Annotated in this window: 13 protein-coding genes; 4 read left to right on the forward strand and 9 right to left on the reverse strand. The window is 64.8% G+C overall.

The genetic code is table 11. The features are described 5' to 3' along the window. On the reverse strand, positions 1 to 980 hold a 980-nt coding region (locus A2J03_RS10150; protein WP_068372950.1), incomplete at its 3' end, for a pyridoxal phosphate-dependent aminotransferase. Between the two features lie 88 nt (positions 981 to 1,068). Here A2J03_RS10150 and A2J03_RS10155 point away from each other — a divergent pair. Further along, the gene (locus A2J03_RS10155) at positions 1,069 to 1,776 is read left to right on the forward strand and encodes an SOS response-associated peptidase (RefSeq protein WP_068372983.1); all 708 of its coding nucleotides are present in this window, start codon (positions 1,069 to 1,071) and stop codon (positions 1,774 to 1,776) included. Here the strand turns inward: A2J03_RS10155 and A2J03_RS10160 are convergent. Further along, positions 1,773 to 2,000, reverse strand: a complete 228-nt coding sequence (locus A2J03_RS10160; protein ID WP_068372953.1) for a DUF3263 domain-containing protein — start codon at positions 1,998 to 2,000, stop codon at positions 1,773 to 1,775. The genes A2J03_RS10155 and A2J03_RS10160 overlap by 4 nt on opposite strands. 92 nt (positions 2,001 to 2,092) lie before the next feature. Between A2J03_RS10160 and A2J03_RS10165 the strand changes: the two genes are divergently transcribed. Continuing rightward, positions 2,093 to 4,006 (forward strand): dipeptidyl-peptidase 5, encoded by a 1,914-nt coding sequence (locus A2J03_RS10165; RefSeq protein WP_068372957.1) that lies wholly within the window; start codon positions 2,093 to 2,095, stop codon positions 4,004 to 4,006. Between the two features lie 105 nt (positions 4,007 to 4,111). On the opposite strand, the gene A2J03_RS10170 is transcribed toward A2J03_RS10165, so the two are convergent. Continuing rightward, complete coding sequence (locus A2J03_RS10170) at positions 4,112 to 5,050, reverse strand: hypothetical protein (protein ID WP_068372959.1); 939 nt, start codon at positions 5,048 to 5,050, stop codon at positions 4,112 to 4,114. A 225-nt stretch (positions 5,051 to 5,275) separates the two neighbouring features. Further along, positions 5,276 to 8,476: a (Fe-S)-binding protein gene (locus A2J03_RS10175; protein WP_068372962.1), complete on the reverse strand. Its 3,201-nt coding sequence runs from the start codon at positions 8,474 to 8,476 to the stop codon at positions 5,276 to 5,278. Between the two features lie 534 nt (positions 8,477 to 9,010). On the opposite strand from A2J03_RS10175, the gene A2J03_RS10180 reads away from it, so the two are divergent. After that, the gene (locus A2J03_RS10180) at positions 9,011 to 9,688 is read left to right on the forward strand and encodes a hypothetical protein (RefSeq protein ID WP_068372965.1); all 678 of its coding nucleotides are present in this window, start codon (positions 9,011 to 9,013) and stop codon (positions 9,686 to 9,688) included. 407 nt (positions 9,689 to 10,095) lie between these two features. Further along, positions 10,096 to 11,166, forward strand: coding sequence for a GNAT family N-acetyltransferase (locus A2J03_RS10190; RefSeq protein ID WP_068372971.1), 1,071 nt, complete (start codon positions 10,096 to 10,098; stop codon positions 11,164 to 11,166). A gap of 277 nt (positions 11,167 to 11,443) precedes the next feature. On the opposite strand, the gene A2J03_RS10195 is transcribed toward A2J03_RS10190, so the two are convergent. The 5 genes from A2J03_RS10195 to A2J03_RS10215 all read right to left on the reverse strand — a co-directional run. Continuing rightward, complete coding sequence (locus A2J03_RS10195) at positions 11,444 to 12,760, reverse strand: S1 family peptidase (protein WP_197480700.1); 1,317 nt, start codon at positions 12,758 to 12,760, stop codon at positions 11,444 to 11,446. A gap of 106 nt (positions 12,761 to 12,866) precedes the next feature. Continuing rightward, positions 12,867 to 13,886: a hypothetical protein gene (locus A2J03_RS10200; protein WP_156520308.1), complete on the reverse strand. Its 1,020-nt coding sequence runs from the start codon at positions 13,884 to 13,886 to the stop codon at positions 12,867 to 12,869. 65 nt (positions 13,887 to 13,951) lie between these two features. Further along, complete coding sequence (locus A2J03_RS10205; RefSeq protein ID WP_068372988.1) at positions 13,952 to 15,136, reverse strand: hypothetical protein; 1,185 nt, start codon at positions 15,134 to 15,136, stop codon at positions 13,952 to 13,954. Positions 15,137 to 15,218: 82 nt separating this feature from the next. Further along, positions 15,219 to 17,330: a LuxR C-terminal-related transcriptional regulator gene (locus A2J03_RS10210; protein ID WP_068372977.1), complete on the reverse strand. Its 2,112-nt coding sequence runs from the start codon at positions 17,328 to 17,330 to the stop codon at positions 15,219 to 15,221. 5 nt (positions 17,331 to 17,335) lie between these two features. Continuing rightward, positions 17,336 to 18,575 (reverse strand): Hsp70 family protein (locus A2J03_RS10215; RefSeq protein ID WP_068372980.1); only part of this gene is annotated, 1,240 nt, incomplete at its 5' end.

Genomic DNA, 18,575 nt, shown 5'->3' on the forward strand with positions numbered 1-18,575 from the left:
CAGGCGACATCGCGCTGTTCGAGCAGTCGGCCGCCGGGCAGGATCAGATCCTCGATGCTCTGGTGGCCGCCGAGTGCCACCTGGATTGCGTGCTGCGCGGGGACGTTGGGGCACAGTCGCGTCGAGGCAAGCAGGTCGATTCCTTCGAGGAAGCCGGCCGCATGTTCCTTGGGGCCGGTGATCGCGAGCCAACCGGAGCGGTAGCCCGCCACGCGATACGCCTTGGACAGGCCGTTGTACGTCAGGCACAGAAGATCGGGAGCGAGGCTGGCCAACGACGTGTGTTCGGCGTCGTCGTACAGGATCCGGTCGTAGATTTCGTCGGCCAGCAGAAGAAGCTGATACTTACGAGCCAGGTCGACGATGCCCTGCAGCACTTCCTTCGAGTACACCGCTCCGGTCGGGTTGTTGGGATTGATCACCAGCAGCGCGACGGTCTTCGGCGTGATCTTCGATTCGATGTCGGCGAGATCGGGGTTCCAGCCGTTCTCCTCGTCGCACATGTAATGCACGGCCTTGCCGCCCGACAGCGTCGTCATCGCCGTCCACAACGGGTAATCCGGTGCCGGAATCAGCACCTCGTCACCGTCGTCGAGAAGGGCCTGCATCGTCATCGTGATGAGCTCGGAGACACCGTTGCCCAGGTAGATGTCGTCGACGTCGAGCTCGGGAAATCCAGGTTCCAGCTCGTACCGGGTGACGATGGCGCGTCGAGCGGACAGGATGCCCTTGGACTCGGAGTAGCCCTGCGCGTACGGCAGCGCGGCGATCATGTCCCGGACGATCACATCGGGTGCCTCGAAGCCGAACGGGGCCGGATTGCCGATGTTCAGCTTGAGGATTCGGTGGCCCTCCGCTTCCAGCCGCGCGGCGTGGGCGTGTACCGGCCCACGGATTTCGTACAGCACGTTCTGCAGCTTGGTCGACTGCTGCAGCGGGCGGTGTTGACGCGTCTGGTGGATCGTCTGCGGATGGCTCACCCTCCCATCGTGCCAGGTGCGCCCTCTGAACCGCGAGGCATATTCCGCCCGGTGCTACTTGTCGGTAGTGGGTGCGACAATCGTGGGCATGTGCGGACGGTATGCGAGTACGCAAAGCGACAGCGATCTACGTGCGGTGTTCGACATCGCAGAGACGGTCGGCGACGAGATCCCACCTGCCTACAACGTGGCGCCGACGCAGACGGTGCGGACGGTCCTCGAACGAGCGCCGAAAGACGAACCCGAGGCCGACGCCGTGCGGCAACTTCGGTCGGTGCGATGGGGACTGATCCCGTCCTGGGCGAAGGACCCGAAGATCGGCAGTCGAATGATCAACGCACGCTCGGAGACCATCACCGAGAAGCCGTCGTTCAAGAAGGCGGCGGCACGCAGGCGGTGCATCGTTCCGGCAGACGGATACTACGAGTGGGAGAAGCGGGACGGCCAGAAGGTTCCGTACTTTCTGCACTCCGACGGTGTTCTCGCAATGGCGGGGTTGTACGAACTGTGGCGTGACCCGTCGAAGTCCGAGGACGACCCAGATCGATGGGTGTGGTCAGTGACGGTGTTGACGTCTCCGGCCGCCGACGCGCTCGGGCACATTCACGATCGGTCCCCAGTGGTTCTGCCCGAGGACCTGCGCTCCGATTGGCTGAATCCGTCGATCACCTCACTCGAGTCCGTGCAGGAGATTCTTACGGCGATTCCCGAGCCACGGCTGGTGCCGTACGAGGTCAGTACCGCAGTCAACAGCGTCAGAAACGATGGGCCCGAGCTGCTGACGCCCGTCGGTTAGTGAAGCCGGCGCAGGCAGATCGCGTGCATCTGTCCCCGTGTCTGCTCGTCCAGTGATGCTCCGGCCTGCCCGTCGAGCAGTGCGCGCAGTCTCTCGAAGTAGGACCGAGCGGACATTCCGAATTCGACGTAGATGTCCTCATCGCTTCCGCCGCCGTACCGCCACCAAGCCTGACCGAACGTAAGGATGGCCTGATCGAGGTTGTTCGGTACCGTGTCGCGCATTCCTACCCCCAGATGATGTGCTCTCCCTCAATCTTCAGCCACATACTCTCTCCTGCCGGTGAACGTTGCGTTACGACCTTTACGCTGATCGCATGACTCGTGCAGCGTTGCCTTTCGGATCCTGGCCGTCACCGATCTCCGCTGCGGACCTGTCTGCGAGCGGGCACCCGGTGGAGGGCGGCCGGTACGTAGGGGACCAGATCTGGTGGGCGGAGATGCGGCCGAGCGAGAACGGGCGGACAACTATCTGTCGGCAGGCCGGGGACACGGTCGAGGTACTGCTTCCCGAGCCGTTCAACGCCCGCACCCGCGTTCACGAGTACGGGGGCGGCGCGTGGACGGTCACCGAGGACGCACGAATCGTTTTCGCGGAGTTCTCCGATCAGCGCGTGTACGTCACGAGAGCAGGTGAGAAACCGGTCGCATTGACCCCGGCGCCCGAGGTGGCGTCGTCGCTCAGATATGGCGAGCTGTCGATCGTCGGCGACGAGGTTCTCGCTGTTCGGGAAAGCCACGACGGCGGCGACGTCACCCGCGACATCTGCATGATCGCTCTCGACGGCTCCGGCGTGCGCTCGCTGGTATCGGGATCGGATTTCCTGGCGTATCCGCGGCTGTCTCCCGACGGTTCGACGCTGGCATGGATCGCCTGGAACCACCCGCAGATGCCATGGGATGGAACGGAACTCCGCGTCGCCGACCTCGCGACCGGTGAGTGGAAGACCGTGCTGGGAAGCTCCGAGGAATCGATCCTGCAACCGGAATGGATCGACGAGAACTCGCTGTACGTCATCAGCGATCGCACCGGTTGGTGGAGCATCTACCGCACCGACACCGGTGGCGCTTCGAGTCCGCTGTACGAGTGCGAGGCCGACTTCGGTGCGCCGTTGTGGCAGCTCGGCGCTCGGTGGTACTCGGTGTTGGACGACGGAAAACTTCTGACAGTGCGCACATTCGGCGTCGATACGCTTGCCGTGTTGGATCCGGAGACGGGTTTGCTGGACGACATCGACCTCGGCGGGTTGACTTCGGTGTCACTGGGTGGGCGCAACGGAGACTCGGTGCTGCTCAAAGCGGGTGGAGCGCAGAGCCCCAGTGGCCTTCGGTTGCTCGACCTCTCGACGGGGGAACACAGCCTGGTGCGCTCCGGCCTCGAGACCGTTCCCGACGCCGACTACCTGCCACTCGGTGAGCAGATGACCTTCCAGGGCGCGGAGCGTGAGGTGCATGCCATCGCGTACGCACCCCGCAGTCCCGAATACCAAGGGACTGAAGGCGAACTGCCGCCGTACGTGGCATTCGTCCACGGTGGTCCGACAGCGCACGTCGCACCCGCGCTCAATCCGGTGTTCGCGTACTTCACCAGCCGCGGCATCGGCGTCGTCGACGTCAACTACGGCGGATCGAGTGGCTACGGTCGCGAGTACCGAAACAGGCTTCGCGGTCAGTGGGGGATCGTCGACGTCGAGGACACCATCGCCGCGGTGCAGGGGTTGGCCGACGCCGGGTTGGCGGACCCGGCCCGTCTGGCGATCGAAGGCGGATCCGCCGGTGGCTGGACCGTTCTGGCTGCGTTGACGTCCTCGGATGTATTTGCTTGCGGAGCATCCTATTACGGTGTTGCCGAGCTGGAGCTGTTCGTCGCCGAGACGCACGACTTCGAGTCCCGCTACATCGACGGGCTGATCGGACCGCTTCCGGAGGCCATCGATCTGTATCGCACTCGGGCGCCGGTCAACAACGTCGACGGACTCTCGTGCCCGGTGTTGCTGCTGCAGGGGCTGTCCGATCCGATCGTTCCGCCCTCTCAAGCCGAACGATTCCGTGATGCGATGGTGAAGAAGGGTATTCCGCACGCCTACTTGGCCTACGAGGGCGAGTCGCACGGCTTCCGGAAGCTCGAGACGCAGGTGAACGCCCGCGAATCCGAACTGTCGTTCTACGGTCAGGTGCTCGGCTTCACGCCGCCGGGAATCCCCGAGCTGCAGCTGTGGCGGCCTGAGTAGTTTTGGGGAGCTGGGGGAGTTGGGGGAGCTTGGACGCTTTTTGCAAAGCTTGGACCTCTGCTCGGACGTGAGCGGAGGTCCAAGCTTTGCAGAAACGGTGCTAGCTCAGCTGATAGATCCTGTCGGCGGAGGTGATTGCGCTGCACGGATGGCCGCGGCTCGGATCAGACGTTCGATTCGCTCGGGATTGTCGAGGTCCGCCCAGGTCAGCCGAACCACCTGCCTTCCGGTCGCGCGGATGCGATCCTCGCGTACCTTCTCCTTCCACACTACGTCCGACGGTGTTTCTCCCTCGGGTACCAGACGCCCGTACTTGATACGTCCATCGAACTCCACCACCGTGTGGATGCCGTCGAGATAGAAGTCGATTCGCGCGAACACTCCGTCTGCATCCGCGAGCCGAACCTGCAATCGCGGCGTGTAGCCCAACTCGTGTAGAACGACGCGGCAGCGGGACTCTCCGATGCTTTCCGATTTCCCGTCCATGAACTCCGCGACTCGACGAGCTTTGCGGTTCGACGGGTGTGTTGGGCACGAATCAAGCACTGCAGCAACCTGTTCGGGAGTGACGTTTCTGAGACGAGCCGCGAGATCCGCCACGCAGACGGCATTCTCGAACGACAAGGATCGTGCGACGTCGGCGATGGTGCGCGCCAGCGCTGTGACGGGAATGCCGTCGATGCAGGCGACGTCGGATTCGGAGTACGGCGCCGCATGCACGACGCGCAGTGAGTTGCTTCGTGCGCCACCGCTTCTGTTGCGAGTGATGTGTACCCGACCTAGATCCGCGACGAACACATCGAGACCATGAAATACTGCGGCGCTGACGTGGCTGAGGATCGCATCCCCAGCGGACGACGCGTCCATCACGGCCTCTGCGATCACCCGGTGCTTGTCCAGCGGCGACAGGGAATCGAACTCGCTTCTGCTGACGTACCTTCCGGGGCGCAGCCGACGCCACGTCCTCGTGCGGCAGAAGCGCTGCAGTTCGGAGTCGGTTACCCCACGTGTGAGTGCGTCGGATCGGGAGACGATGCGTGCCATGAGCGAATAGTGGCGACCAGTGAGCGGCTGGACAAGACCCGATCCTCGAAATGTGGATAGAGCCTGCGGCTGTGGATAACTCCGGGTTGTGCGCAGAATTCGGGGTGTTCGGCGGAATCGGTGTGGTACCGGGTCCGGGTTCGCGAAGCTAGCACCCTTTCTAACGACCAAGCACCCCTGCTCTGACGTGAACAGGGGTGCTTGGTTCGCAAAAACGGTGCTAGCTTACTTCTTTCGGCCCGGAACCTTGGTGCCCGGACGGAATCCGAGACCGCCAGGCTTCGCTGGAGGCGGTGTGAGCTCGTCACCGTTCGGTGATGTGCCGTTGTCGGAGCTGTCCGAGTCCGCAGACGGTGCCTCAGCTGGTGCCTCGGTCGGAGTCTCCTGAGCGGCCGGTGGTTCGACCGCTGGAGCTGGCGCCTCGGTCGGAGTCTCCTCGGTTGCTGGAGCCTCGGCAGCTGGAGCCTCGGACTGTGCAGCCTCCGGACCGGCAGGCTTGCCCGGAGTCCGCGCGCCCGGCTTCTTGAATCCGGACTTGACTGCCAGGCCCTTGGGCTTGACGGTCGGCTTCGACTCCTCGGCCGGCGCTTCGGATGCTGGTGCCTCAGCTGGTGCCTCGGGTGCTGAAGGAGCTGGAGCCTCGGGTGCTGCAGTCTCGGCAGCCTCGGAAGCAGGCTTGCCCGGTGCCTTCGCGCCCGGCTTCTTGAATCCGGACTTGACTGCCAGGCCCTTGGGCTTGACCGTCGGCGTCGACTCGGTTGCCTCGGCCGTCGCTGCGGGCGTACCAGCTGCAGGCGTTGCTGCGGACGCGGGTGCTGCAGCTTTCGAGCCCGGAGCCTTCGCGCCCGGTGCCTTGCCCTTGATCGCGAGACCCTTGCCGCCCGGTGCCTTTGCGCCACCGGCCATTCCGAGGCCCTTGGGCTTGGACGCATCCGCGGCGGTGTCGGGCGAATGCCCGGAGGACTTGTCTGCCGTTGCGTTCGAGGGCTGCGATGCAGTGCCCGGAGTCTTTGCCCCCGGAGCCTTGGCCAGCCCCTTCATCTTCAACCCACCGGCCGCTTTTGCCGGTTGTGCCTTCTTGGTTTCGACCTCGGGGTCGCCGCCCTTGGCAGCAACCTCGATCTCCTCGATGCGTCCTTGCTCTTCGACCTCAGCGGCCTTCGCGGTGACCAACTCCTCTTCGGGAGTGCGCTCACGCGGAATGACCTTGATGTTCTCGGCCAGCACCGACGCATCGACGCGGGTGATCGACTCGAGCATCAACTGCGCGACGTCGACGACCTCGACGCCTTCGTGTGCGCCACCTTCCTGTCGTGCGGTGACACCGTCGGTGAGCATGACGCGGCAGAACGGGCAACCGGTAGCGATCTTCTTCGGGTTCATCGACAGTGCTTCGTCGACCCGGTCGATGTTGATGCGCTTGCCGATGTTCTCTTCCATCCACATGCGTGCGCCACCGGCACCACAGCACATGGACCGCTCACCGTGGCGCGGCATTTCCTTGAGATTGGAGCCCGACGCGGCCATGAGCTCGCGGGGAGCGTCGTAGACCTTGTTGTGACGGCCGAGGTAGCACGGATCGTGGTACGTGATGTCCTGGCTGACGGAGGCCACCGGGATCAGCTTCTTCTGCCGCACGAGACGGTTGAGGAGCTGCGTGTGGTGGACCACCTCGTAGTCACCGCCGACCTGCGGGTACTCGTTCCCGAGCGCGTTGAAGCAGTGCGCACAGGTGACGACGATCTTCCGCTTCTGCTGCTCGACGCCCTCGAACACACTGTTGAGTGTCTCGATGTTCTGCATTGCGAGCTGCTGGAACAGGAATTCGTTGCCTGCGCGGCGAGCCGAGTCACCGGTGCAGGTCTCGTCGGCGCCGAGGACCATGAACTTCACGCCCGCGGTGGCGAGCAGTTCGGCGACTGCCTTGGTGGTCTTCTTCGCGCGGTCTTCGTATGCACCGGCGCAGCCGACCCAGAACAGGTACTCGTAGTCCTGGAACGAATCGGCGTCCTGGCCGAAGACGGGGATGTCGAAGTCCATCTCGTTGATCCAGTTGAGACGGTCCTTCGAGTTCTGGCCCCACGGGTTGCCCTTGTTCTCGAGGTTCTTGAACAGGCCTGCTAGCTCGGACGGAAACTCCGACTCGATCAGAACCTGGTAGCGGCGCATATCGATGATGTGGTCGACGTGCTCGATGTCCACGGGGCACTGCTCGACGCACGCTCCACAGGTGGTGCAGCTCCACAGAACCTCTGGATCGATGATGCCACCCTCGATGGCGTCGGCGACGAGCTTGCGATCGGCTTCGTCACGCGCAGCCTGCGGGATCTTGTCGAGCTTGGCCTGATCGGGCTTGCCATCGGCGTCGACGAGTCCGACCTCGTCACCTGCCATGTCCTTCTTACCGCCGGCGAGCAGGTACGGGGCTTTCTCGTTGCCGTGGTCGCGGAGGGACATGATGAGCAGCTTCGGGGAGAGCGGCTTGCCGGTGTTCCATGCAGGACACTGGGACTGGCAGCGACCGCACTCGGTGCAGGTGGTGAAGTCGAGCCAGCCCTTCCAAGTGAAGTCCTCGATCTTGCCCGCTCCGAACGCGTCGACGTCGGGGTCGGCGTCCTCCATCACGAGGACCTTGCCGCCGGACATCATCGGCTTCGCAGCACCGAGTGCGACGCCACCGTCGGCCTCGCGCTTGAAGTAGATGTTGGGGAACGCGGTGAAGCGGTGCCAGGCGACGCCCCAGTTGATGTTGCGTCCGACGATCAGCAGCCAGATCATGCCCGTCATCAGCTTGACGAATGCGAAGACGGACACCATCTCGGGGCTGGCAGGCAGGAGCTTTGCGACCTGCATCGTGAAGAAGTCGGAGTATGCGTTCGCGTGACCGTAGGTGGCGATCTTGCCGGCCTTGACCAGGATCATGCCGAGGCCTTCGAGAAGGACGATGCCCTCGATGACGTACGCGACTTTCATCCGAGAGCCGCCGAAGCGTGACTGCCGCTCGGGCTTGCGTGGGTGATTGAGCTGGCGAATGACGATGAGCGTCATGATGCCGACGACCGTGCCGATGCCGAGGAGTTCGTCCCACAGATGCCAGGCGAACGTATTACCGAAGATCGGCCAGTGGAATTCCGGGTTGAACGTTTGGCCGTAGGCCTCGAACCACAGCAGGAATCCGCCGAGGAATCCGATCATGACCAGCCAGTGAGCCCAGCCGACGGTCCTGAACTTGGTCATCCGGGTGTGCAGGATGAACTCGATCATCATCTGCTTGAAACGCGGAATGAACGGGCGGAGGCGGGTCTTGTCCGGCTGACCCTGTGCGATGGCCGCAACCATCTTCCAGATTCCGCGGAAGAAGTAGCCCCAGCAGACAAGGCTCAGGAGGAATCCGACCGTGCCCAACGTGATCGTCAGGGCGTTCATGTAAGCGGCCTTTCGTTCATCGGCAGCAAGAGCCACCTCGGGTCAGCCCGATCAGCCTAAGGGTAGCGATGCTACCCGTCGGTAACAAGTCGGTTGCTACTCATGGGTAACTTAGTGGCGACGCCTGGCGGGCTGCTGGTCGGTCGCCGGATCTGCCTGTCGTCGCGGCGGGCTGAACCGGTCAGTAGGGTGTGTCCTGTAGGTCACGTTATGCGCAGTGCCTCGTGGCGTCGCCAGAAGGCAGTCCTAAGTTGTGTCCCCAAGAATTAACCCGCGGTACGAAAATTGCTGTTCGAGTTCCCCAACTGGCAGTTTGCGCAGATGGTGTCGGTTGTCCGAATTACCCGTTGATGCAGTTGGTAACCAGTGGGACTCGCATTGATGCCAGGACGATAACGCTCGGTCGGAGTTGTGGGTTATGCTGCTGCCGCACCGATTAACTCGCGGATTCGGTCTGGGTGTATCTGCGGCTGACACGCTGCCCTTAGCTCGGTACTGCAAGGCTCGACTGCATAGAAACGGAACATTCTTTACATGAAACTCAGCAAACTGGTCGTTACGTCGGTGCTCGTGGCCGCCGCGATGGGTCTCGCTAGCGGTACGGCCTATGCAGATCCGACCCCGGACGCTCCCGCCACCACCGAAAACATCAACTACGAATCGAACCTGGAAGACCGCACGATCGTCACGACGATCGACGCCGGTGTCTTCAAGGTCGCCGACGACGGCAAGACCGTCGACGTCCTCGATTCCGCTGACAAGGTAGTCGTCACGCTGCCGCTGTCGTTCAACTTGGGCGGGCTCAACTTCCCGTACGAGCAGAACGTCACCGACAACGGCAAGACGCTTCGCCTCGTTCCTCAGGTGGATCTGACCAAGGCATCGGCCAACTCGCGCAGCATCGGCGCCACTCAGGTCGCATCGACCGAGGAGAACCTGATCGCTCAGCAGACCTTCGCAACGCAGCTGGGTATCGCTACGGCAATCGGTGGTCTGACCGGCACCGCAATCGGCGCAATTGCCGGTGCGATCATCGGAGCTCCGACACTTGCCGGGATCGTCGCGACTGTCCCGATCGGTGCCACTATCGGCGGCATCATCGGCACCATCGTCGCCGGTGGCCCCACTCTGGTGGTTGCAGGTATCGACCTGATCAACACGCTCACGGCAGCACCGGGCACGACTAAGTTCGCAGACGCTGCCAGCAAGTAGGCACCCACGAAAGCGGCCCGTCACCGGAAGGTGACGGGCCGCTTTTTCGTTGCGTGGCTTAGCCGAATCGAATACCTGGCGACGCCAAATTGATTGCCTCGATCACGATTACGGCCGCATAGCCGAGGAGGTCGAAGCCGACGCCGAGGAGTGCGAGCATGAGGGGAGTGCCTTCCAGTCGAGTGATGCAGGCGCGAGGCGCCGCCGGTTGATCGGTACGTGGAAACCTGAGTGCACGGTGATCATACGACGCATCAGGCCCGGGGATCGTGCCGCCACACGCGTCGGAGTTGGTGCAACCGAACGACGAATAGGGCAGTGCCACATCGTAAGTGGTTTCGAACAACGCTCAGTTGTCTGAATGACTGTTTTCGCAATCTTTACAGACTCTTGGTAAATTTACAGGCGTGAAAACGGGTGCAGAGACTGTCGTGGCTCGAATTCACACCGACGCGCAGTCGATACTCGCGGAGTGGCATTCGCTCGCAGAGCGGGTCGGCACCGTCTTCTCGTCTCGACCGGGCTTCGTATCGAACGTCGTGGATGCGACAGCGCTCGCGTGTGACTATGTCGAGATCCGTCGTGAGGACCGACTCGTTGCCCTTGCGGCGCTCTCGAAGTTCAAGCGCGGACCGTTCACGCTCGCGAAAGTGGTCGGCACCGGGTTGGGTGTGCCACTGGAGATTCTCAGCGATGACGCAGAGGCATCGGACGCGCTCCTGCGCGCAATTGCCGATCAGGGCTACATGTTGTCTGCAGATTCGATGATCGCGAACGATCTCACCATGCAGAGGTTGTTGCGGCATTCGTCGTGGAACGTGCACGCGCCGATCCGCGAGAGTGTGCCCGTCGTCGAGCTGGGGCCCGGGCAGAAGGCGTCGAGCATCAGAAGTGCGAAGTCGCTCAAGCGCCTTCGGCAGTACCGGCGCGGAGCCACGGCGTTCGAGTTCGAGATGGTGACCGGCGTCGAGCATCTCGAATCCCGGTGGGCTGACATCGAACGGGTAGCGGCGTCTGCAGTCGAGCGCAGCGGCAGGGTCAACTACCTCGTTCCGCCGCACGGTGAGTTCGCGAAAAACTTTCTTCGCTGCGAAGCGCGTGCCGGCACCCTGTGTGTCGTCGGTCTGGTGATCGACGGTGTTTGGAGCGCACACGAGGTCGGGCTCCAGACCGGGACGCGAATGGAAGGCTGGCTGACGCACTACGACGCCTCGGTAGGAAAACTGCAGCCCGGTCATCAGATGATCGAGTGGTTCGCCGACCGTCACGACGAGCTCGGTGTCCGTTGGCTGGACCAGGGCGTCGGCGTCAATCGAATCAAGACGACGTGGGCGAATACCGGATACGACGTACTGCGACTGTCTGCGGTGCCGAGTGCGTGGGTGATGTCAGGGACAATGCTTCGCATTCTCTACACGGCACCGCAGGTCTTGTCGAGCGTCGGAATGGCCGCCGCACGTGCGAGGCCCCGCCGGTGACGTCACTCTCTGGGAGGTAACGCGTCCTCTGGAATCGGCGGTATGAAGTTGATTGCGTTCTGCCACAGCGCAACCGCGTGCTCGGCAAGCTGAATCCAGACCATCGTGAAAGCAGGCATTGTGTCCCCTCGTGAGTTCGGCCGACCCGGCCGCTATTTCCGACAAAAGGTACCGCTCATTCAGATCGCGCAGCCATGGCCGAGCGAAAGTCTGTGACATGAAACAAAAGAACCCGCCGCGACAATGTTGTCGCGGCGGGCTGTTGGAGCATGAAAAGCTATGTGACGGGCGAGGTCCGCACTGTCGTTCCGGTTTCTGCAGTCACCTGAGCTATGGGGATGCCGAGGCTCGCTGTTCCGCCGTACTGAGCGAGGGCGAGGTTGGCCTCCGCGCAGTCGGGTGCGCCACCGCTGTTGGAGCCGCTGGTGATGCCGAGAGCCAACGTTCCCGTGACGATTGCACCGCCACTGTCACCGGACAAAGTGCATGCCGTGCTGGCGAATCCACGGACGGTACGGCTGCTGCCGTCCTCCATGAACAGCTGCGTCTCGACCCGATCGGCCGCGATGACGCCACAGGTGAACGACGAGGACTGTCCCGATTTGCAGACCGGCGCTCCGACGACCGGCGACGCCATGCCGGTGACAGTGATCGTGCTGCCGTTGGCGCCGCGGACGGTGGGACGGTCGAGACCGGAGGAGACACCCTGATCGTTCAGCGCGATGACCGACCAGTCGAGGCCGCTGGGGGATCCGAGGCTCGAACGATCGACGGTGCCGATCCGAGTGCTCTCCTGCACGTTCGCCGGGTTGGGGAGGTAGACGGGCGCTCCGCCGCTTCCTGTGTCGGCGTTCGGGTTGCAGTGTCCTGCACTGAGATTGACAGGGTCCCCGGATGCATCGGTGGCGTTGAAGCCGAACGAGCAGACGCTGAGCTCGGTGGACGGTGTGTCCTTGATATCGCCCTCGGTGGTGACGTAGGTGTCGCCACCCATAGGCGACGGATCGACTGGTTTCGGTGCCCCCGGAGACAGAATCACCTTCAGGTTGGCGAGCAACGTCGGAAGGTTGAGAGCACTACCGATCGGGCTGTTGGCCAGATCGATGACGATCTGGTTGTCCAGGATGTCGATCGATGTGCCGTTGACCTGACTGGCGACCTCGCGTGGGAGCGATGCAATCCACGAGTTGAGGTCGGCGAGCGACTTCTCCAGGCCATCGGCCGACACCGGCGCGTGAGCGGTGTCGTACCCGTCCTTGGCGACGGCCTGTGCGGCATCCGGAGTGGTCACCGCGACGACGGCATTGCCGTCGGGACCGATCCAGGCGCCGGCGAAATCCGACGGCCGGGACGCGCGGAAGTCGGAAGCATAGGTGGACAGCTCCTGAGCGCGCGCTGCGCGGTCGAGGTATTCCTGCGGAGAAATATTCAGATCACGAACGACAGCGTCTGCGAGCTCGCGGGGAAGCTGGTCGGCAGGACTCTGACTCACCGATGATTCTGGGTCTGCCGACGCGGGGGTCGAGAAGATACCGAAAAACAAGAACCCCGTCGAACAGATCACTGCGGCGCGCAGTGCCCCCGTGTTACGCATGAAATCCCTTCATCGGGTCTGAGCATCAGCGCCCCACCTTAGGCCATGCCGTCGCAGATAGTGAGAACCTGCAGCTCACAGCGGACGGGCAGGAGCTTGGGTCGCGTCAGTTGGCGCCCGGAATCCCGAGCGCCGGCGGCAGTTCACGCAGAGTGAGCCGCGGAATCTCCATACGAGGGGGCAGGGACCGTGTTGTCGTGACGGGCGGGGGTTCCGCTACCGGTGGCGGCTCGACGACAGGCGGAGGTTCGACGGCAGGTGGCGGAGCCGGCTCGGGGGCCGCGGTCTCGACGGCATCCTGCGGGGGCAACTCGGGCGGCGCCTCCGTGGTCGGCGGCGCGGGTTCTGTCGTGGGAAACGGCACAGCTACGGCTTGCGGGGTGGTGGGCGGTGCCGACGACGTCGTGGACGGGGACTGCGCATCGGTGATCGGCGGCGGTGCTACTTCCTCTCCGTCCGAGAACGTGCCGAGAGCAGCCGCGATCCCGACCGATGCCAGAATCACCGCAGCCGCCAGGCCGGTGACGACCAGCAACGGCTTTCGTTTGCGGCTGTCGCTCTCGACTTCGGAGGCGGGCTCGGCCACTACGACGGGGATGGCTTCGGAGAATGCCAGCGCTTGCGGCGGCGCGACCACAGGTAGCGCATCGGTATCGGCGGTATCGGCGGCGTCGGCAGATCGACCATCCTCGAGCACCGCCAACGCCCCGATCGCCAGCCCGACGTCGTCGGACAATCCGGCGCCCGAGTCGAGAGCCGCGAAGGCGCCTCGTGCGGCGGCCTGCGGTACGAGGTGGACGCCTCGCAATCCGGTGTGGTCGAACGCGCCGAGAAGAAGATCGACTTCGGCGGTTCCCCAGCTGTCGGGGTGAACCACGGCGACGCTGGGCGTCACCCCGCCGTGGTTGGACGTGGTCATCGCGACCAGGCAGTTCACCGCATGCGCGACGAGATCCTCGGCGAGATAGACGTCGTCCTCGGATGGCGGACGTCCGACGCGTGAGATGGATGCGGCAACCGTCGTCGCACCGCTCCCGCTTTCGCGCTGGGCCTCGGTGCCGAGGCTGACGGTTCCGTCCTCGGCGAAGCTCAGATCGGTCGTCGTCTCGAAGACTGTCGGGTCCACCGTTGTGTCTCTGCGGTGGACGGCGACTGACTTCGTGTCGCCGATCGATATCGCGAGGTATCCCATCAGGCGCCCGATTCCGAATTTCTGGACCCATTCGGCTCAGCCGGGGCCTCCTCGCCGCCGTCGACCGGTCCGGTCCCGCCGCCTGGAGTTTCCTCGTCCGTCGGTTCCCCTCCTGGTGCCCCGCCGCCTGGCGTCTCACCGTCCGGAGTCTCACCGTCCGGAGTCTCCCCGCCGGGAACTTCAGCGTCCGGCGAATCGTCGGTGGGCGGCGACTCGCCGCCGCGGTCGTCGACGGGGGCGTCCGCGTCGCTGCTGGGTGCGGTCGTGTCGGACACCGGCCTGGTCCTGGGGAGTTCCTCGGTAGTGCCGTCGACCGCGACGTCGGTAGCCGTCGGTGGGCCCGCGTCCAGCGAGGATGGCGCCGGTGCGGCCGGTTCGATGATAGGAACCACCGTCGGGAACGGGATGGCGGACGTAGGAGAGGTGGCAGTGGTCCGCGGAGCCGCGGCCGGTGCTCCCTCGATCGCGGGAATTGCGGGCGTCGTCGAGTCTTGCAGGATCAGCGCCGCGACGCCGCCGCCGAGCGCCAGGATGGACGCCAACGCGACGGCTGCGAGTATCGGCGTGCGTGCCCAGACCGGCGGTGCGGGCCGGGCGAGGCGAATCTCTTCGGTCGCTGCGTCGACGGGGTATTCGGATGCAATCGACGCCGCCCCCCGCGCCGCTGCGATCCCGGTGTCCGCACCGGCCCAGGTGGCCTGCGTGGTGTTCGCCCAGGCAGCCAGGGCGTCGGTTTCGGATACCAGCGCGACGTGATCGAGGCCGTGCCGGTTCATGGCGATTCGAACATCCGATACTCGTTCGGCTGTCCACGATGCCGGGAACGTCGCGGCTGCGGCCATGAACGACATGTCGGTGCCGACGGAGTGAGCTACCTCGGCCAGTAGGCAGCGCAGCGTCATCGCGACGAGGTCGCCGGGCTCGAAGCCGGAGTCGACCTCGGCGCCGACGTAGTCGGTGAACTCCGCAGCATCGAGGTCGTCGGTACCGCCCAGTGATACCGAACCGTCCGCGTGGACGTACAGGACTGTGCTGTGCAGCGACGCGACGTGCAGCGACGGGTTGGCCGCGGAGGGACGAGAGACAGCGGCGATGGACCGCTCGTCGTCGATGTACAACCCGACGTCGGGCAGGCCGACAGACGGCGGCAAGGCCGCGTCGTGCTCGGCGTGGCGGTTCGACATGTTCTGCGCTACCTCGTCAACTGATCGGCGCACCGGGGCGGTCGCCGCACTGACAAGGATGTCGCATTCGAGCGTGCCAGGGTTACACGTCCGCCGAATCTGCGCCGTATCCCAGTGCGCGAAGCATCGACAGCAGCTCCGACCTGGAGCCCGCGCCGAGCCGTCGTCGGATTCGCGCCACATGATGCTCGACGGTCTTGGCCGAGATGTAGAGGCGGGCGCCAGCCTCGCGGTAGGTGACGCCGAGGACGAGGAGTTCGGCGACCTCGGCTTCTCGTGCGCTGAGCGAACCCTTCGGTTCGTCGGCGACGTCGGCCGTCGGAGCGGAAGTCGGCAGTCGCAGCGATCGCGCCACCTGCAGGAGCGATGTCGCCGAACGAGTGTCCTCGACGCGTAGAGCGGCCTCGCTTGCGAGCCGAGCCCCGTCCCAGGACAACCCGAAGCGCGTCAACGACCGGGCAGTTGCCTCGACTTCCGGCACGTCGGCACGGCCCTGCAGGATGCCGAGCCACGCTCGGCCCGCCGCGGCGAGAGCCGCGGCGTAGTCATTCGATTCCGCCGCCTGCGCAAGTGCACGGGCGTGGGGGACGAGCTCGGCCGGGTGCTCTGCCAGAATCGCCGCTTGCACGCCGTACCAGTGCAGCGCCGAGGACCACACGTGCGGCTCGTCGAGCTGGGCGATCACCGTGTCCGCCTGCGCGAGGAGGTGGGAGACCCGCTCACGTCGACCGACGCGGACGGCGGCGAGCCACAGCTCTCCCACAGGCAGGAAGGACAAGAGATCGACCGAATACGACGCGACGACGTCCTGTGCGTCGTCCCATGCCTTCGACAGCGATCCGCTGTCACCGGACCGTCGGGCGAGCCCGACGCGGAGTCCGTGTAGAAAGAGCTGATTCCTGCTGTGCGACAACGGGATCTGGAGAGAATCGATGCGGGATTGAGCGCCGGCGACGTCACCGGCGAGCATCGCCGTCCAGGCGTGCAGTAGTGCGATCCGCGCTGATTGGGGATGTCCGGGCGGCAGAGTCGCGACAGTTCGGATCGCTGTCGACTCGGCTCGAGCGAGGTCGCCGCTGTGTAGCGCGAACAGGATTGCCGTTGCGGCAGCGGAATCGGGGGTTGCCCGACGAGATGCTCCGGTCGAGAGTGAGACCGCCCGCATCAAGGTACTGGTGGCAGCGGTCGCATCCGCCGTGGAGATCGCCGCGACGGACTCGCGCAGTCCCGCTGCGAGCAGGCCGCTCGCCGCACTGGACGCGGTCGGCGGCGCGGTCGATCCGCCGGCCATGGCGTCGGCGACAGTCCGATCGCCGACGGTCAGTGCCACCGCGGCAGCGATATCGGCGTCGCTGCCCGCGCGTTCGACGCCGAGCCACGAATACAACGCACTGCTTCGAGTCGCCATTCCTCGTTCGGCGGCCACCGCGGCGGCCACCCGTACGGCGGTGCGCAGTTGCCGATCGTCGACCGAATCATGTTGTTCGAGAACCGAATCACAGAACTGTTCGGCTGACTGTAGGTCGCCGAGCAGAAACGCGATCTCGGCGCGTTGTGGGGCCAGCGCGATAGCGTCGGCTCCGGCGTCGACGGCGTAGCCGTACAGCAGTGCCGCGGAGTCGGTTCCAGCTCCCGATGCCGCTGTCGCCAGAAAATGTGCCAGTTCGGGATGTCGAACACCGGCCCGTGTCATCATCACGGCCGTTGGCGTATCCAGAGTGTCTGTCTTGCAGCGATATTCGAGAAGTCGAGTTGCTGTGGCCAGTACTCGTCGCTGACCGACCGCGCCGACCAATGCGCTGTCGACGTCGGGGAGCGCGGTGAACGAGTCGGACACCAGACCTGCAGCGACCGCCTCGTTCAGTATGCAATCGACATCCGAGATGCCATCGACGAGATCGAGCATCACATCGTGGTCCGCGCCGACACCGAAGTGCGCCAATGTCACTACGGTCCGGTCGATCTCGTCCATCGCTCGCAGCACTTCGATTCGATGATCGCGCACCGCGTCGGCGATGACCTTGGTGACTGCGGCGTCGGCGTCGGCGTGTTGGGCCGCGTCGAGCGCCACCTCCACTGTCCGTGGGCACCCCCCGGTGACCGTCGCGATCGTCGCGGCGAGCGCCGCGGAGATCGGGCGGCCTCGGGTGGCGGCCAATGCCGCGATCTGTGGTTTCGTCAGTGCGGTATGCACAGGTGTCAGTTGAGCCCGGTCAGGCCACCGAGGGCGCCGTCCAAGCCGTTGACGACGCCTCCGGTCAGCCCGCCGACTCCGTTGCCCAGGTCGTCGACCGCTCCGCCGACCCCCTGGCCGACGTCGCCGAGTGTCGGTCCGTTGTAGGTGGGTGGCTGCACGCTCGGGGCCTGCGGACTTGGGGCCTGCACGCTCGGTACCTGCACGCTCGGCACGGTGACATCCGGAACTGTCGCTGCCGGAGCCGGCGCCCCCGGGGCTGCCGGCGCAGCGCCGGGGTTCGGAGCGGCCACGACGCTGCCGTCCTCGGCGATCACGGTGCCCGCGGCCGGGACGAGGCTGCCGTCCGCTGCGACGGTCGGTGCGGGCAATCCGTTCTCGGTAGTGGCACCCACACCGGCATCGGCGACGGCTTCAGCCGTCGTCTCGGGCGCGGTCGTAGCGCTGGTACCCGCAGTGTTCTCGGACACTGTCTCGGCCGGTTCGTTCGATGTCAGTGCGGTGCCGACGGACAGACCGCCACCGGCGATGACCACGAGTGCGGCCACCGAGGCGAAGACGATGCCTGCCTTCTTGCGTCCGGACATCCCGGGGGACGCGGCAGCAGTGCCGACGGACGTCGACACCGGGCGCGGCGTGGGCCGGGGCATGTCCGCTGCGACGGGAGCCGGAGGAACGTCGGCGACGACGGAGGCGGAGATCTCGTTGGCGATGATCGCGCCGCCGATGGCCGGGATGCGGTCGGGGTGCGGTCCGGTTGCGACGGGCACTCGCAGCTCCGAGGAAATCAGCTCGGCGACAAGGGGAATGCTCGAACTTCCACCGGTGAGCAGCACCTGGGTGACGTCGGAACCGTCGAGGCCGGCGGTGCGCAAGGTGTCGCGGATCAACTCGACGGTCTCGAGAATCGGTTGGCGGACGAGATCCTCGATCTCGTCACGCACGAGGCGTGTGTCGCTGTGCAGACCCGGCAGCTCGACAGTGAGCGTGGTCGCAGTCTCGTACGAAAGCTGTTCCTTCGCTTCACAACACCGAGCGCGCAGCTCCACCAGCGCGCCGACGGTGTCGGGATCGAACGGGTCGAACTCGAACGACTGGCTGCCCGAGACGGTGTCGAGAACGTACTGGGTGATGAGGTGATCGAACTGCGATCCGCCGAAATCCTGCGAGTGGACTCCGGTTCCGATGACACCGGCATCGGAACCGGTGCGCATCAACGTGATTGCGAGCGAGGTCGCACCGAGA

This window comes from Rhodococcus sp. EPR-157, from assembly GCF_001647195.1.
Lineage (GTDB): Bacteria > Actinomycetota > Actinomycetes > Mycobacteriales > Mycobacteriaceae > Rhodococcoides.

Bases quoted from the DNA above. Each gene is read 5' to 3' on its own strand.
- A2J03_RS10155 (WP_068372983.1), top strand. From the start codon at position 1,069: ATGTGCGGACGGTATGCGAGTACGCAAAGCGACAGCGATCTACGTGCG.
- A2J03_RS10160 (WP_068372953.1), bottom strand. From the start codon at position 2,000: ATGCGCGACACGGTACCGAACAACCTCGATCAGGCCATCCTTACGTTC.
- A2J03_RS10165 (WP_068372957.1), top strand. From the start codon at position 2,093: ATGACTCGTGCAGCGTTGCCTTTCGGATCCTGGCCGTCACCGATCTCC.
- A2J03_RS10170 (WP_068372959.1), bottom strand. From the start codon at position 5,050: ATGGCACGCATCGTCTCCCGATCCGACGCACTCACACGTGGGGTAACC.
- A2J03_RS10175 (WP_068372962.1), bottom strand. From the start codon at position 8,476: ATGAACGCCCTGACGATCACGTTGGGCACGGTCGGATTCCTCCTGAGC.
- A2J03_RS10180 (WP_068372965.1), top strand. From the start codon at position 9,011: ATGAAACTCAGCAAACTGGTCGTTACGTCGGTGCTCGTGGCCGCCGCG.
- A2J03_RS10195 (WP_197480700.1), bottom strand. From the start codon at position 12,760: ATGCGTAACACGGGGGCACTGCGCGCCGCAGTGATCTGTTCGACGGGG.
- A2J03_RS10205 (WP_068372988.1), bottom strand. From the start codon at position 15,136: ATGTCGAACCGCCACGCCGAGCACGACGCGGCCTTGCCGCCGTCTGTC.